This window comes from Clostridium sp. UBA871 (assembly GCF_002295255.1).
In the GTDB taxonomy this organism is placed as follows: Bacteria; Bacillota; Clostridia; order Clostridiales; family Clostridiaceae; genus Clostridium_J; species Clostridium_J sulfidigenes.
This window is the reverse complement of sequence record NZ_DBFV01000002.1, coordinates 183,334-200,060: the sequence shown is the minus strand read 5'-3', so window position 1 is coordinate 200,060 and position 16,727 is coordinate 183,334. Positions and strand designations below refer to the sequence as shown.

Below are 16,727 nucleotides of genomic sequence, written 5' to 3'. Positions count from 1 at the left end.
ATATTATGATGACTATCATAGAAAAGTTACATATTCTTTATAGTAAAATTGTAATTTATTCCTACCTTGAAGCTACTTCATTATTCCATACCCTAAGAGCTCCTGCAAGACATAAAGTACCATATCCCCAACTATTATTAGGATACTGTACATCTACTCTACTTCTATTGGCTCCTTTTAATAAAAAGTATTTTACTCTTTCTCCATACAAATAAGGATCATTTCCTTCTATAATTCCAAATTCCATTAAAAGTCCACATGCCCCTGCCACCTGAGGTGTAGCCATTGATGTTCCTGACCGTGGCTCAAATCCACCTCCCGGAGTAGATGATTCTATATTTTCTCCAGGTGCCACTAAATCAGGTTTTACAGGGTTTAATTCAGCATTTCCTCTTCCAGAGAATGGTGATATAGTAGAGTTTATAAAATTATAACTACCAACGGTTATTACATCTGGTACAGTTCCCGGTATACCTAATGTATTAGCAGTACTAGGTCCTAAGAACCTTGTAGCAATATTTAATCCTTCTGCAATAGGTAACCACATATCATAGCTTCCTAGAACATTTTCATTAGTAGTCATGTTCATAGTCCATATTCCACTAGCTATGGTTTCTTCTCCTACCCCTGAAAGTACAATTATTATTTCGCCATCTATACTAAAAGGTGTTGGCCCTGTATTGAATACAAAATACTCAGTATTACCTATTCTTCCTTGATTTAATGCATTAGTTAATCTTAATTCACCACTACTAGTTCCACTTGGTGATATAAGATTTAAGTTAATATCCTTTAAAAATGATTTAAATAATTGTATTATTAATATTCTCTCATCTATTCCAACATTAAATCGTATTTCTTGTGCTCTACCCAGTTCACCACCAACATGGTGTGCTCTATCCCCTTCATTTCCTGCTGCTACAACTATGTTAACTCTTTGCACTGTAGAAACTATACCTATATATTGCTCTAACAAACTATTTCCAGTATGTGCTCCATCATTCGTGCTAAAACTTATGTTTATAACCAGGGGCTTATTTAATTCATAAGCTTTATCAATTAAGAATTTAATCCCTCTCATTAACTGGGTACTTTTTGCTCCCTGTCCTCCTATCTCTCTTGTCATTTTAACCATGGCTATAGAACTTCTAGGAGCTACCCCATAAAATCTCCTTGGTATATTCCCTCCAGCACATGCTATACCAGCCACATGAGTACCATGACCTGCTCTATCAACGTGAGGTACTAATGAGTATGGGTCTGGACTTCTTAAAGCTGCATTTATCTCTTCTCTTGTATAAATCCTTCTATTTTCATATAAATCATAAATAAAATCAATCCTTGTATCTCCATTGTCAAGTCTAAATGATTGATTTACATAATCTATTCCAGAATCTATGAATCCTATAAGTACCCCTTCTCCCTCTAATCCATAGTTAGTATTTACTTCTGTTATACATGAAGCTCTATTACTAGGTTCAAAGGATAAATATAAATTTTTAGGTAACTCTATATAGTTGATTTCTCTTATTCCTACTAGCTTTTCAACATCGCCTCTTGGTATAGTTATAATTCCATAACCGAAATCTAAATCTTCAAAGGTACCTCCAATAGCATTTATTTTCTCTTCCATTACCTCTGGAGTCCCACTATAAAGTATAATTAATTCAATGTTAGTTTCTTCAACATCTCCAATTCCATATCCATATATAATCTCATTTCTTATACTCTCTGGTACATTTATAAGTAAATTTAATAATCCATCAGCCTTTTGCACACCCATACCTCCAAATTCTTATATAGTTATAGTATGAATGTATATTAAAAATGTTATTAAATAGATTATAGTTGAACTTCTAATCTATTTAACTTTGCAATAACCTTTACCTCTTTAGGATGAGCTGTTTCTGTACGAACCATATTTTTATTACTTATTATTAAAACTTTATTACTATCTAGCTTCTTTAACTGTCTTATCACTCTTTCTCCATTTACATCCATGAGATATATCTTATTATTTTCTATTTCAGAAGTTAGGTTAGCAAATGCTAAATCTCCTTGACAAATTCTAAATCCTAATAAATCATCGTTTTCAATTTTAATATATAGCACCTTATCCTGAGCATATCCTTCTATTTTATTTGATATAACAGGTAACTCTTTTTTTCCTATAGGCTTGTTTAAATCATAGCTATAAATTCCTACAGACTTAAGAACAGAACTAAATGCATCATTCCATACTTCATTTATAGTTTCTTTTACTTTATTACCCTTCGCTACATTATGTGTCTTTAAATTACTTTCTGAAGATTTTCTTTCTTCATAAGCTATATTATCAAACAGCGTAGTCATTTCTGCAAGATCTCCACCTAAAACCTTACCTACTCTTTCTATAAACTTTTCTTCTACAACTTTTCTTCCATTCTCAACATCATTTATATAGTTTTCTGATACTCCAAGCTTCTTAGCAAGTTGCTTTTGAGTCATTCCCTTAGCATTTCTTCCTTGTTTAATTCTTTCTCCAACAGTACTCATTCTTAATTATCCTCCCTGTATCTCCTTAATCTAAATAGAAATCCTCTAGTCCTAGAGGATTTCTAAATTATTAGACTTAAAAATTATTTTTGATAATATTGTCTCTCTTTTACTAAATGATCTATCAATTCATGAAGAGTCATTTTAACAGAATTGGGTGTAGTAGACGCTAATATTGGTTTTGCACCTAAAACTTCTCTAACCTTTTTAACAGCTTGTTGAAGATAAACACCTAAAAATCCATTAAATATAATAACTTTTTCTTCAGGTAGTTTAGTCTCACTATCTGATAAGCTCTCTTCTTTTAATATATGCTCTAAAGTATATTCTCCCATATTTTCATTTATTGATACACATGGTTTTATACATATATCTTTGAATTTTATATTTAGTTTATCTATCTCTTCATCATTAAGCCCATAAGCTATGATTAATCTATCTTTAAGTATATTCATATTAAATACCTTCCATTATAATTTTTCTGGTTCTCCGTAGTTTACATCAAAAGTTTCTACAGTTACAGATTTTATAACTTGATCTTCATATGGTCTATCTCTTCTATCTGTTTGAGAGCTTACTATTTCATCTGCTACATCTTGACCGTCTATTAATTTACCAAAGGCAGCATAGCTTCCATCTAGGTGTGGTGCATCTGCAACCATTATAAAAAATTGAGAACCCGCTGAATCTGGATGTTGAGCTCTAGCCATTGATAAAACACCCTTAGTATGTTTTAAATCATTTTTAAATCCATTTCCACTAAATTCTCCTTTAATTGAATATCCTGGTCCGCCCATTCCTGATTTTTCTGGACAACCGCCCTGAATCATAAAACCTGGTATTACTCTATGGAAAATTAATTCATCATAAAATCCCTTATAAGCTAAGTCTATGAAGTTTTTTACTGTATTGGGAGCTATTTCAGGATATAATTCCGCCTTCATTATTTTTCCGTTTTCCATTTCAAAAGTTACTATTGGATTCATACATCTTCCTCTTTTCTTTCTTTATATTATTTATTCTTTAATTATTTTTATGTAATTTATTATACTGATGATAAACAGAGTTATTTGCTGTTTTTATCTGCATCAAGCAACTTATATGACAATTCTATTAAATTTTTATCATCTTTAGAATTATATATTTTAACAGTACCTTGTTCATTATTAGTATTTAATAAACCTTTTTGATCTAACTTACGCTTCAATTGTTTTACTGTTCCTAAACTACCATCTATAATAGCAACATCATCATTTATAACATTCACTAATGCTTCTTTAATAAATGGATAATGAGTACATCCAAGAACCACAGAGGACACTCTCTCTTTAGGTACATCTTTAAACCTATTTCTTAAATACCCCTCTACAACTTCACCCTTAATATTTCCACCTTCAATAATTTCCACCAGACCATCACATGGCATTGAAATAATGTCAGAAGCCTTATTATATCTTTCTCTTAGTTTACTAAATTTATTCTCAGATAAAGTCATTGGTGTAGCCATTATTACTATTATTCCGTTACCATAATTCTCTACTGCCGGCTTTAAAGCTGGCTCTATTCCAATTATGGGGATTTCTTTATAAATCCTTCTTAATTCATCGATTGCAATACTAGTAGCAGTATTACATGCCACTACTATAGCTTTCACATTCATAGAAATAAGCTTATCTACCATATTAAAGGTTAACTTTCTAACTTCCTCTGGAGTTTTCACTCCATAGGGTGCATTTAAAGAATCTCCTATATATATGTAGTTTTCTTTAGGTAGTAGCTTCACTGCTTCCTTTAGGACACTAATACCTCCAACCCCTGAATCAAAAAATCCTATACTAAAATTAGTTTTGTCCATACTTCATTACACCACACTACTTAGTTTTTAGATATTTCTTCATATATCCTATAACTATAATACTACAGCTAAAAGATTATTAAAAGTATGAGACATGCATTATGTAAAAATATAGTTAAAAAAGAGCATTGTTTATGACTAATTTAGGTCATCTTACAATACCCTTTCTTTAATTAATTTTACAGTATTCTCACTATTGTATTACTTCCTTAATCTTTTCTTTAATATACTCTATTATTTCTATATCTCCAATAGTTGCTTTACCATCCATTAAATCAATCTTTATTCTAAAGAAATTTATAACTAACTTATTTCCTGAGATTATATATTCATCAGAATGTAATGGTGAGAAAATAACTTCTACTTCATCATAATTATGTTTATTTTCTACCTTCTGAAATTCACTTGCTAATGAATCTAAATTTAATACTTTTAGTGGTGCTGCCATTGCATGTGTAAATTCTAAGTCTTCCATCATCCACATATTGTTATTCCAGAACTTCTTTTCTTTTTTAGTCCCATCAAAAGGCTCTCTATTTTTTATAGCGCTTAAAGCACGTCTTACAGATTCTCCATTAAATTCATCATCATAAGCAACAGTTAATCCTGGCATTTTTGCTACATCATAGAAAAATGATTCTGCAATGTTATCCTTTTCAGATGCTGCTTGCCAATAATAAAGCATTGCTTCTACTGCTTCTAAATTTAATCTCACTCTACTTAACATAAAATCTCTCCCTCTCATAATCAGATTAAACCAAACTTCACAGATAATTATACACCATGGCTTAGTAAGTTTCTACGGTTTACATTTTTCTTATTTGCATTACCTAAATGGCTTTTTAATCATATATTATATTAAACTCTTATAATTCAATAAGAATTCATTTTCAAGCGAGGTGAATTTCATGAAAAATGCATCAGTAAAAATCACTTTAAAGCTATTTATCTGTGGTGTGTTGTGGAGTATTCTAACTTTAGCTATAGCAGGGATATTTACACCACTAACTAACTTTTTTTTTAAAGATATTATATTTGTAGAAGGCTTAATCATGTTATTAATGTCTATTACATCAGCTATAAACAGTAAATCTTTAGGTATGTCCTATTATATTTTAAATGAAATATATTCTAAATATATGGACAATAAAGCTTTTACAAAAGATAACATTTTTAATACCCTTAATAATATAAATTTCCATCTTTTCTTAAATTGGATTTCTATAGCTATAGGTGGCTTTATAGACATTCTGTTGATCTTTATTTTATAAGTATTATTGAGACTATAAAATAAAAAGGTAGAGTAAACTTAAATAAATTATTTACTCTACCTGTATTTATAAAAAATTTGTTACTATTTTAAGACTTACATAGGTGTTAGCTAGTAGACTTAATTAACCCTACAGCCTTCCCAATAATATAAGCATTATCCTCTTTAATCTCTATAGGATAGTATTTATCATTTTCTGGCATTAATACTGCCTTATTTCCTTTTAACCATAGCCTCTTAAGGGTAGCTTCTCCATCTATACTTACAGCAACTATCTCATTATGATTTGCCATAGTTTGCTTATTTATAACTATATAATCTCCATCTTCAATATTAGCATTAATCATACTATCCCCTTTAACCTTTAATATAAAAGGTTGTTGTACACCTTTAAGCCAATATATAGGAACATTAAATTGACCTTCTATTTCATCATTAATAGAAATAGGTTGCCCCGCAGCAATCTCATTGTACACTGGAACTTTATTTATTTCCTTATCTCCGATTATCTCACTAGTAGTGTTATGGTTTAAAATAACTTCATTATAACTACTAGTATCTATGGCAAAATCATGAGATATATTATGTTTTAAATCTACATATTTATAGGTTTCAATATATTCATTGTTTTTGACCATTTCATCTTCCTTCAACTCTTTATTAATTTGTTCTTCGATAGTTTGTTCTATAACTTTTTTAGTCACTTTTTTCTTTGATACTTTACTGCAATTAATAATCTTATATTTATTACTATCAAAAATAGTAACATCCTTATTTTGTTTAAAGTATTGGAGCCAAGGTTTTGGTGTGTCAATAGGATTAATATTTTTCACCAAAATAAAGTTACTATAAGTAAAATCTTTTAAAAGTCCACGAATAAATTTTACTTCTTCAATGGTTAACTGTTCTACATTATCTATTATTATATGTGCATACTTTAAATCTTTAAGCTTATGTATATTATCATAAACAATTTTAAACTCATCTATATAATCAATTAGTCCATTTTCATCCATGTAGTTACAATACCATAAATATAATTTATAAATAGCTTCTCTACTATTAGAATTCTTCCGTAATGAAAACCCTCTTTTTTTCCTATTTAAATTTTGATATTCTTCAACGGAGCTTATATTCAAATGTTTTATATAGAAAATTTCATCGAATAAAAAATCTATATTTTTTGTTAATATAACTTTATTTATTCTTCTTTCCTTCTGTCGCAATTCTCCAATTCCTTCTAAAATGAAAGCCTTTGTCACATCCTTATTGCAAAACCTTTTACCTTTCAACGGGTTGCTTGATGTTATATACTGGAAACATTTATTTATTAATTGTTTTTTACTGCAGATCTCAACATTATTATTTAAATATGTAAAGAACGTATTATTTCTATTTACATCTAGTTTTACCTCTTCTAAAGTATCCCCTAAAACCTCATTAGATATAAACAATATATTTTCATTTTCTCTAATGCAATAATTATCTTGTAAAAATATAGCTCTTGATAAAGCTGCTCTAGTTTTCCCTATACCTTCTTTGCCATTGATTATAAAAAATCTATGCTTCTTATCCTCTTTGAATTTACTTAAAGCCTGTTTAATATCCATAAAGTCACCTCCATTCACTGTCTATTCCACTAAAATATATAATTAATATATCTTCTTTTACTACATTTATAATATACCTCATATTATATCATAAACTCTCATATTCTTCCTAAAAAAATAGTAGGTCATCCCTACTTGTTAGACTAAAATGTAATAATGAGTTATAATGTTAAATAATAACATGTATTGGAAGTGATATATTGTCTAAAATCAAACTTAACTATATTAAAGAAGACTCTAAACGAGATAATGAAAGGGTACGTAACTTCAAGTCTATTAGACGGTTATTTGATATCAGACCTAAAACTGAATATTTTCTAGATGAACAAAGTTTCAATGATTTAGATATGAATAGAGTTTATGAAAATTTCGATAGAACCTATAGTAGTGCAGGAGAATCTGCTTTATATTCTATGATAAGGAATATTATTATAGATGAAAAAGAACTTAACAGAAGAAATAATATAATTAGCTTCTTTAAGGATAATGAAGATAAAAAATGCCAGGTTCAAATGCATTTTTTTAATATGGGATTCGATAATAAAGACTGTTTTATAGAAATGCTAGAAACATATCTTAAAGTTAATAAGAGTAAATATTACCTATATACTTTCTTAGGTAAATTTCTTCCTATATTAATAATACTTATATCTATAATGACCAAAAATCCTAAGTATATGTTTGGTTTTGCTATAATTTTATGGGTTAATGCATTTATAAATATGGCTGAAGCTAAAAATATTAAAGATAAAGGATTATTATACCTACGAAAAATAATTGTTGCTGCAAAAAAGTTGAAAAATCTTAATATTTCCGAACTTAAGGACTATAAATTGCAAATAACCAATATCCTAAACAATATAAAATCTATAGATAGGGGAACTAGACTTGTTGGATTTACCACCATGTTTGAAGGTTTCTTTGAGTTCATCTCTGTACCACTTTTATTAGAAGAAGCCGCTTACTATAAACTTAGTAGTGAACTTAAGGAGAAAAAGAATTACCTCTTAGACTTGTATTACATAATTGGAGAAATTGAAGCTTTAGCATCTGTAGCAAGCTACCAAAGTGGGCTTGATACACCATATACTAAACCAAAATTTTATCAGGAACTAAAGTTAAATATTTCTGAAGGAATTCATCCCCTTGTTAAGAATCCTGTTGCAAATTCCATTAATATTAATAAACATGGTATCATTCTTACTGGTACAAATATGTCTGGAAAATCAACTTTCTTAAGGATGCTAGGAATTAACATAGTATTTGCACAAAGTTTCAATTTTGTACTAGCTGAAAATTACGAAGCTAGCTTTTTCAATGTTGTATCTTCAATTAGTCCAAGCGATGATGTAAATGCAGGAAAAAGTTATTACATGGCAGAGGCTGAATCCATCCTTAGAATTATAAAAGCTACTGAAAAGCCTCTTCCTATTTTCTGTGCCATAGATGAAATTTTTAGAGGTACAAACCCTGTAGAAAGAATTGCTTCTTCCGCTGAAATTCTAAAATATATTAACTCTAAAAAAGCAATTTCTATAGTTGCTACCCATGATAGGGAACTAGCTGATATTCTTAAAGATTACTATGATTTCTTTTATTTCAGTGAAGATGTAAATAATAGCGAAGGACTTTCCTTTGACTACAAATTGAAACAAGGCGTATCTCAAACAAAAAATGCAATAAAACTTTTAAAATATATTGGATATCCAGATGAAATTATAGAAAATTCCTTTGAAAGAGCAAAACATATAGAAGGTTTTATATAACAATAAAACATGGGAGGACTCTAAAAAGTGACCTCCCATAAAATTTACCTTACTTTATATTTTATGTATATGCTTATTTAATAATTGTAAATCTGCTTATCTTGTCATCTTTCTAACTAAAGTAGATGTCAAAATTCCTATCATTATAATTCCTATAAGTATTTCTACGCTGCTTAGTATAACCCCCATTATATTATATGGCAATAAATCACCATATCCTACTGTAGAAAATGTAACTAAACTAAAGTGAATACAATAAATTATATTTTTAAATAGCATTTTAACAGAAAAATCACCTGCTAATCCACTAATTCCAATTACTCCGCTGGAGCAGTTTATACCAGTAATCATGTATAATAAAGCAAATATCAAAATTATAATTAAAGATAACATAAAGCTTCTATAAGGCTTTTCGCCATAACCACATACTATATTGGCTACAGAAGAATAAAATTTCTTTCTACCTTTAAGCGTCCTATGAAAAGCTAACTTACTTTGATAAAAACACCTACCATATCTTCCGCCTACATGATTTCTTAAATATTGTTCACCAAAATCCATGTAACTAAAACTAATGTTTAGATAATTACAATTACATATGCAATTACTTGATTCTTTATTATTTCTACAGGTATTATTTTTTTTCATATCCTTATAGTTGAATTTTCCTATATAAGAACCATAATTAAGCTTAGTATAAGATTTCTCATTAATAAACTTTATATCCATGGTTCCTTCCATATCTTTTATTATGCAGTCCATTAAATTACAATTATCTATAAATCTAACCTCATCATAACTATTTCTTACAAAATTACAACCTTTCATAAAGCTATTTTTAAAATCAACCTTATATAATGAACATTCCTTTATATATAAAGATGAAAAATTACAATTATTAATATATATTTTGTCTAAAATACAATTATTAAACTCCAAAAAATTTCTTAAATTTATCTTTCCTCTAATAAATCTACAATTTATGAACTTACAATTAATAAATATAACATTTGAAAAGAAATTATTTTCAAAATTCATATTTTTAAATTCACAATTACTATAACTTACATCCTCTAACTTAATATTAATATAATCTAATTTCGTATTCCCATTAAGTTTTAAATTTTCATAATTAAATTTTAAGATTTTATCGTAATCAACGTATTTACTACATTTCACAGTATAATAACTACTCATATATACTCCCACCACAATTTTAATAGTATTATTTTATGGAAATGTATTTATTATATTCTCTAAGATAATAATAAATGTATTAATAATTAATACAATGTTAAAAATATTCTATTATCTATCTAATTTTCATGATATAATTATTCTGTCGATATATATACTTTCTTGGGATACTTGCTCAAATACTTTATTCCAAGTCAATTAAATATATTTTAAAATCAAGTATAGATATGTTAGGTGATTTGTATGAATGATAAATATGTACTCTCCTGCCAAAGAAATAAATTTATATATGTGTTAGTGAATTTAGCTTTAGGCATAGTTATGTCCTTTAACTCTATCACAGTTTTTGCTACGCCATCAAGTGATACTGATCAATCCCTTTTAAAGTATAAAGAGGTATTAATTTTATCTTCTCAAAGTGAAAATGAACTCTGGGAATCTTATCTCCTCGATAATCTCAAAACTTCACTAACTTCAAGCGACTTAAATATTCATACACGAACAGAATTCCTATCTATAACAAATGATGACAAATCCTATTTAGATAAGCAAGCTGACCTTTGGTCATTAAAATATGAAAATACTAAATTTGATTTAATTGTTACTCTTGATGATGAATCTTTAAATTTTGTAGGAAATTATTACAATACTCCCATGTTTAAAAATGTACCTGTGGTATATGGCGGTATTAATGATGTTAGCAAGCTGTCTTCCTATCCATTTAATAATTTTACTGGAGTAATGGAACCAGTTAATGTCCGTACCCTAGTTGATTTGATTTTACATACAAATCCAAATACTTCTGAAATAAATATTTTATTGGATAATACTATAGAATCTAAGTATATAGAAAACCAAGTAAGAGATACTATTCCCTATTATACTAATGTGTTAAGATTTAATTTTATAAAAAGCGATTATATTGATGATTTATGCTATAAATTATCTCAATACCCTAGCAATACACCTTCAATAATTGTTGGTAATTTCAAAGATACTTCCAACATTATAATTTCACCTAAGAACACAACACATATTATAAAAAACTATTCTAATGGTCAATTATATACTTTTAAGGAAACTTATGTTGGAAATGGAGCTATCGGTGGACATATATTATATGCAAAAAATCACAGCAAAATCATTTATGAAACTGCTATTCGTGTACTAAATGGTACAAAACCAAATGATATCCCAAGTATATACGATCCTGGTAGTACCTTGTTATTTGATGCATCAGAAGTAACAACAAATAATATATCTCGTTCTTCTCTTCCCGAGAATGTTGTATTTATAAATGATAGTTGGATAAATAAAGGCGTATCTCTAGGTATAGTATTTCTTTTACTTCTAATTTTGCTAGTATGCATGATAATGTTAGCTATTCAAACAATCCAAAAAACAAATAATGCAAAAAATATGATTGCTGCAAAGAAAAGATATGATGAACTTCTGATAAGTGATAAAATTAAAACTGAATTTTTAGCTAACTTTTCTCATGAAATACGTACTTTGCTTAATGTTATACTATCTGGGTTACAACTTTTAGATATATATAAAGATAACGGCAAACTTACTTTTGCTAATAAAGATGATGAAGTTAAACTAATATATATACGTCAAAATGGATTTCGACTACTTAAGCTTATAAATAATCTAATTGATATGACAAAAATTGATTCTGGGTTTTATCATGTAGAATTTGAAGTTAAGAATATAGTAGAAGTAGTAGAAGATATCACTATGTCTGTACTTGAATATGCATCTGCTAGAGGAATTTCCATAGTATTTGATACTAACGAAGAAGAGGTTTATATGCCACTAGATTCTGAAAAACTAGATAGAATTATATTAAATCTTCTTTCAAATGCTATTAAATTTACCCCTAAAGGAGGATGTATATACGTAACTTTAAAATGTTTAAAACACTCCATATCTGTTTCAGTAAAGGATACTGGAATTGGAATTCCTAAAGATAAGCAAAGAAGCATCTTTGAAAGATTTACTCAAGTTAAAAATGAAAAATCTAAAAGTGAAGAGGGTAGTGGTATAGGTCTCTCTTTGGTAAAATCTCTAGTAGAACTTTTAGATGGTTCCATTATCCTTAAAAGTGAACCAAACAAAGGTTGTGAATTTATATTTACTCTTCCTATAAAGGGAGTTGATAGGGCCGCTTTAGATGTGGAAAATCATATATCACAAAATATTACTAATAATAGCGAGAAACTCATGGTAGAATTTTCTGACATAGACTCTAACATAAACATATAATAATATCATAGATTAAAAAACTCAGTTAACGTAATTATCATTACATTAACTGAGTTTATTTAATTTCAATAATATTTCAAATTACCTTACTCTATTTATAACATCTTGCACTGCAGAAGGATTTATACCTCCTCCTATCTCGTATACTAAGGATGCTTGTTTTGTACTTAAAACCTGTTTTTGATTGTTACTTAGTTCAGTGTCTACAAGCACTATGGGTGTCTTTAATTTTGCCGCTAATGGACCTGATGTTAATGCATCTGCTAATACGTCTCCCTTAGTAACACTAATCCCAGATTGAACTGAGTTAGTATAAAACTTTTTAATCACAGCTGCATTTGTATCATATCTATTAATACCTGCAACTCTATTTCCACTTACATTTGAAGATGTTATGGAATTCACCTTAGATATTACAGAATCACCTATAATCCCTGTACCACCTATAAAATATGCATTTTGAAGTTTCTCTCCTTTTAACCATTCAAAAGAAGAATCTTTTAAAGAATTGGTTTCTGATAAAATTATTGGTTGTCTCTCTTCTCCAGCCTTTGCTGATATAGATAGGGCATCTGCTTCTCCATATCCATAACATATATAAGCTTTATTTGTATCAATTATAGTATCTAATCTTTTTGCTACTAAAAGAGATGTGTCATATCTAGTTGAACCACCTAATCTTTCAACTGTTATGCTAGATTTTATACTTTTGATTTCATTAATTAGCTTATCATAAAGTACTCCTTTTCCACCAATTAAAATTACTTTGGATGGATTTAATCTCTTTAATTCAGTTTTTGTACTTTCAGGTAAAGTGTCCGCACTTGATAAAAGTATTGGAGCTCCATAAGCCGATGCTAATGGAGTTGCTACAAGACCATCAGCATTTGCATAACCATTTACTAATAGCACAGTATTTGCGCTACTCCAACCTTCTTTACTTACCTTTACTGATGTTTCATATCTATTTAAACCCTTAAGTTGTTTATGTGTAACTTTATTTAACTGTTTTAATTTTGACTGAAGTGTACTATTTTCAGATATAAATTTTGCTCTAAAATATATATTTCCATCTACTTCTGAATTAGCTCTACTATAATTTACTTGTTTTTCTATTTGATTAGCTACCTCAGTTTTAGAAACATCATGTCCAATATAAAGTTTAACATTAGTTCCTTTAACTTGCTTTGCCCACCAATCTACAAGGGTTCCATAAGGAGCTGCACTATTTTCAAAAGTCCAATATATTTGTGGATTTATATAGTCAACCCATCCATTCTTTATCCATGCTACAGAATCACAATATATATCATAGTAGCTTTGTCCACCATTTGTAGCTGAACCAGCCGGATCACTAGATGCATTTTTCCATATTCCTCTTGGACTTACTCCAAAGGATACTGATGAGTTTATACTATTAATTTTAGTATATACCTTCTGAATTAATGTATTGACATTAGCACGTCTCCAGTCATCTTTATTAATTCCATTACCATACTTACTGTAGCTAGTATCATCATTAAAAGATTTACTTGGATAGAAGTAATCATCAAAATGGATTCCATCTACCTTGTAATTTTTCACTACTTCAGCTACAGTTTCTACTAAATAATTTACCACCTGTGGATTGCCTGGATCATAATATAATGCATTGTTATAAGCTATAGCCCAGCTAGGGTTCTTCCTAGCCATATTATTTGATGCTAATGCATTTACGTCTGTACCAGAAGTCGTTATTCTATAGGGATTAAACCAAGCATGAAACTCCATTCCTCTTTTATGAGTTTCTTCAATCATAAATGCTAATGGGTCATATCCTGGATTCTTGCCTTGAGTTCCAGTAAGTATGTCAGACCAAGGATTAAGACTAGAATTATACAAAGCATCTCCCTTAGGTCTTACTTGTACTATAACACTATTTAATCCTGTTGCTTGTAGCTTGTCCAATAGTGTTATAAACTCTTGTTTTTGTTGAGCCTGATTATTTCTAGAACCAACAGTTGGCCAATCAAGGTTCCAAACAGTGCTAATCCATGCGCCTCTCATCTCTTTAGTATCTGCAAAAGCAGTTGTGTTCATAACAGCAAATACTAAAAACATGCCTAGTAAACCAGTTAATATCTTTTTCATACTTCCTCCTTTATTCTTATATACAGTTTTTATACTTGTCCATATATTATTATTAACGCCTTTATACTCTTAAAGTTTATATTAATTCCTAAAAAGTAACAGATAATTCATATATAAACAGCTTATGTATATAACATTAGACTTTATAAAAAATACTACCTCTTAATTTTAAAATTAAGAGGTAGTGTTTTTATTTTATTTTAAAAGAACTTTTTAAAGCTACTATTCTGTTAAATACAGGTTTATTCTCTGTAGAATATTTAAAATCCACATTAAAATATCCATGTCTAAAGAATTGGAAGCTTTCACCTAGTTTTACGCCCCTCATATTATCTTCAACATAACCCAGTAATACTTCTAAGGAATTTGGATTAACACATTCTAGAAAAGTTTTGTTTTCATCAATTTCTTCATCTTTTATTAAAGGTTCATATAATCTAAATTCTGCTGGTATAGCAGAGCTAGCATCTACCCAATGTATTGTACCCTTAACTTTTCTACCTGTAAATCCTGTTCCACTCTTAGTTTCCTTGTCATAAGTACAATGAATCTCAACAACCTTTCCAGATTCATCTTTTATAAAATCATTACACTTTATAAAGTATGCTCCCTTAAGTCTAACTTCATTTCCCGGAAATAGTCTGAAGTATTTTTTAGGTGGCTCTTCCATAAAATCTTCTTCTTCAATATATATTTCTCTAGAGAATTGTACCATTCTTTTTCCCATGGATGGGTCATCTTGATTATTTTCAATCTCTAACATTTCAACTTCACCCTCAGGGTAGTTAGTTATAACCACCTTTAAAGGCCTGATAACTCCCATGGTTCTTGGTGCTTTAGTACTTAAATCTTCTCTAATAAAATGTTCTAATAATTGTTCATCTACAGTACTATCATTTTTTGCTACCCCAATTTCTCTACAGAAGTTTCTTATAGCCTCAGGAGTATAACCACGTCTTCTTAATCCAGCTATAGTTGGCATTCTTGGATCATCCCATCCATCAGCAATACCTTCATCTACTAAAGCTTTAAGTTTTCTTTTACTCATTACTGTATTAGTAATATTTAATCTTGCAAATTCTATTTGTCTCGGAGTACTTTCCATTTCACACGCTTCTACTACCCAATCATAAAGTGGTCTATGATCCTCAAATTCTAAAGTACAGATTGAGTGAGTTATGCCTTCAATAGCATCTTCTAGGGGATGTGCAAAATCATACATTGGATATACACACCATTTATCTCCTGTATTATGATGTGCTGTATGAGATATACGATATATTATAGGATCCCTCATATTTATATTTGGAGAGCTTATATCAATTTTAGCTCTTAAAACCTTCTCACCATCCTTAAACTCACCTTTTCTCATACGATCAAACAAGTCTAAGTTTTCTTCAACGGTTCTATTTCTGTAAGGGCTTTCTTTTCCTGGTTCTTTTAAACTACCTCTATATTCTCTTATTTCATCAGGAGTTAAATCACATACAAAAGCTAATCCTTTTTTAATTAAGAGTACTGCCCTATTATACATTTCCTCAAAATAATCTGATGCAAAGTATAAATCATCCCAGTCAAATCCAAGCCATTTTATATCTTCTTTTATAGATTCAACATATTCAGTATCCTCTTTAGTAGGATTTGTATCGTCAAATCTTAAGTTTGTCTTTCCATTAAACTCATCTGCTAACTCAAAGTTTAAAACTATAGATTTTGCATGTCCTATATGTAAATATCCATTTGGTTCTGGTGGAAAACGAGTAATTATATTGTCATGTTTCTTGCTCTGTAAGTCATCCACCACTATTCTTTTAATAAAATTTGAAGATGTATTTCCTATATTTTCTCCCATAATAATCACTTCCTCTTATTATATTTTATTTAGGTTATTATCAAATAATTTAATATAATGGCATTCATATACCTTCATTATCGAAACATAATTCATATTATCAATAAATTATCTAATTATTTTGACTTACACAACCTTAAATATATCATAATTTGCACTTTTTTTCTATTATCTTTAAAATTATAGTACAATAACTTCTATTTTAAACTATAACCTATTATTCCTTATTGCAACTAGGCTT

The 16,727-nt window shown here is 29.1% G+C and carries 13 protein-coding genes; 3 read left to right on the top strand and 10 right to left on the bottom strand.

The genetic code is table 11. The features are described from left to right. Positions 1–61: 61 nt before the first annotated feature. The 6 genes from B3086_RS01030 to B3086_RS01005 form a co-directional block, all read right to left on the bottom strand. A complete protein-coding gene (locus tag B3086_RS01030) occupies positions 62–1,777 on the bottom strand; it encodes a S8 family peptidase (RefSeq protein WP_346848789.1) in 1,716 nt (571 codons plus the stop codon). Positions 1,778–1,842: 65 nt separating this feature from the next. Beyond that, complete coding sequence (locus tag B3086_RS01025; protein WP_346848788.1) at positions 1,843–2,535, bottom strand: helix-turn-helix domain-containing protein; 693 nt, start codon at positions 2,533–2,535, stop codon at positions 1,843–1,845. A gap of 83 nt (positions 2,536–2,618) precedes the next feature. Beyond that, positions 2,619–2,990, bottom strand: a complete 372-nt coding sequence (locus B3086_RS01020; RefSeq protein WP_346879851.1) for a DUF3783 domain-containing protein — start codon at positions 2,988–2,990, stop codon at positions 2,619–2,621. A 15-nt stretch (positions 2,991–3,005) separates the two neighbouring features. After that, on the bottom strand, positions 3,006–3,521 hold the full coding sequence (locus tag B3086_RS01015) for a peptidylprolyl isomerase (protein WP_346848787.1): 516 nt from the start codon (positions 3,519–3,521) through the stop codon (positions 3,006–3,008). 80 nt (positions 3,522–3,601) lie between these two features. Then, positions 3,602–4,390: a glutamate racemase gene (gene murI, locus B3086_RS01010; RefSeq protein WP_346848786.1), complete on the bottom strand. Its 789-nt coding sequence runs from the start codon at positions 4,388–4,390 to the stop codon at positions 3,602–3,604. A 193-nt stretch (positions 4,391–4,583) separates the two neighbouring features. Next, positions 4,584–5,117, bottom strand: coding sequence for a hypothetical protein (locus tag B3086_RS01005; protein WP_346848785.1), 534 nt, complete (start codon positions 5,115–5,117; stop codon positions 4,584–4,586). Between the two features lie 181 nt (positions 5,118–5,298). On the opposite strand from B3086_RS01005, the gene B3086_RS01000 reads away from it, so the two are divergent. After that, positions 5,299–5,661: a hypothetical protein gene (locus B3086_RS01000; RefSeq protein WP_346879850.1), complete on the top strand. Its 363-nt coding sequence runs from the start codon at positions 5,299–5,301 to the stop codon at positions 5,659–5,661. 106 nt (positions 5,662–5,767) lie between these two features. Here B3086_RS01000 and lexA read toward each other — a convergent pair whose 3' ends face one another. Then, positions 5,768–7,270, bottom strand: coding sequence for a transcriptional repressor LexA (gene lexA, locus B3086_RS00995; RefSeq protein WP_346892635.1), 1,503 nt, complete (start codon positions 7,268–7,270; stop codon positions 5,768–5,770). 197 nt (positions 7,271–7,467) lie between these two features. Between lexA and B3086_RS00990 the strand changes: the two genes are divergently transcribed. After that, positions 7,468–9,036, top strand: a complete 1,569-nt coding sequence (locus B3086_RS00990) for a MutS-related protein (RefSeq protein ID WP_346879131.1) — start codon at positions 7,468–7,470, stop codon at positions 9,034–9,036. Positions 9,037–9,132: 96 nt separating this feature from the next. Here the strand turns inward: B3086_RS00990 and B3086_RS00985 are convergent, their stop codons facing one another. Further along, a complete protein-coding gene (locus tag B3086_RS00985; protein WP_346848782.1) occupies positions 9,133–10,233 on the bottom strand; it encodes an ion channel in 1,101 nt (366 codons plus the stop codon). Between the two features lie 243 nt (positions 10,234–10,476). Between B3086_RS00985 and B3086_RS00980 the strand changes: the two genes are divergently transcribed. After that, the gene (locus tag B3086_RS00980) at positions 10,477–12,504 is read left to right on the top strand and encodes a HAMP domain-containing sensor histidine kinase (protein WP_346892633.1); all 2,028 of its coding nucleotides are present in this window, start codon (positions 10,477–10,479) and stop codon (positions 12,502–12,504) included. 81 nt (positions 12,505–12,585) lie between these two features. Here B3086_RS00980 and B3086_RS00975 read toward each other — a convergent pair whose 3' ends face one another. Next, complete coding sequence (locus B3086_RS00975; protein WP_346892631.1) at positions 12,586–14,634, bottom strand: family 10 glycosylhydrolase; 2,049 nt, start codon at positions 14,632–14,634, stop codon at positions 12,586–12,588. Between the two features lie 190 nt (positions 14,635–14,824). After that, complete coding sequence (locus tag B3086_RS00970; protein WP_346892629.1) at positions 14,825–16,486, bottom strand: glutamine--tRNA ligase/YqeY domain fusion protein; 1,662 nt, start codon at positions 16,484–16,486, stop codon at positions 14,825–14,827. Between the last annotated feature and the right edge of the window lie 241 nt (positions 16,487–16,727).